This is a genomic window from Blautia sp. DFI.6.71 (assembly GCF_020593585.1).
GTDB classification, from domain to species: domain Bacteria; phylum Bacillota; class Clostridia; order Lachnospirales; family Lachnospiraceae; genus Blautia_A; species Blautia_A wexlerae.
The window spans coordinates 1-697 of the sequence record NZ_JAJDMJ010000149.1 but is presented as its reverse complement, the minus strand read 5'-3'; the positions used below and the strand labels follow the sequence as shown (position 1 = coordinate 697).

Sequence of the window (697 nt, the reverse complement as noted above, 5' to 3'; positions counted from 1 at the left end):
CTGTTTCTTTTTATTTTACCCTGATTCTTCTTCCCCAGGATACCCAGTCTCCGTAAGCTTTCCTTCCGTTAGTTTTGGCCCATGGGCGGACTCTCAGAGTATAGGTTCCGGGCTTCACGCCTGTAATCCTTGTATAGGTTGTCCGATTGTTCCGTTTATATACGGTGGTTCCGCCTGTAGATCTCAGTTCCATATCTGCTCTTGCAAATCCTTTTGGTACGCCAACTGTTACAGCCACAGCTCCTTTACCTGTTTTTACAGTTTTAATCTTCACCCTCTCTGTGGGAATTCCGTTCTTTACTACTACTTTTACTGGATAACTCCATGCCCCAAACCTTTTCCCAGACACTTTTCCATCATAATAATCCCTGTTGTACGCATGGATTCCCAGATAATACGTCCCGTTTTTTACATTTGTAAAGGTGATGGTCTTTGCATCCTGATTCTTCGCCACCTTCACATAATTCTCAGGTTTGTCACCCCAGCTTTTCTTTGTCAGAACCGCATCGAAACCTTCGCTGTTTGCGCAGTCATAAGCCACTGCCTTAATAGTTGACCCCTGTACTTTCACATCTTTTATCGTTGCTCCTTCCGGATAAGGCGGTGCAATATGAGGACAATTCTGGGAAATTATATAAGATAATTCTATTCCTCCTGTGATGGAAACCTTAAAAATATCAGTAGCTACCTGTTCTTC

Annotated in this window: 1 protein-coding gene; it reads right to left on the bottom strand. The window is 43.2% G+C overall.

All coding sequences use genetic code 11. The features are described from left to right. Nucleotides 1-10: 10 nt before the first annotated feature. A partial coding sequence (locus tag LJE12_RS19655) for a hypothetical protein (RefSeq protein ID WP_173700325.1) occupies nt 11-697 on the bottom strand: 687 nt, incomplete at its 5' end.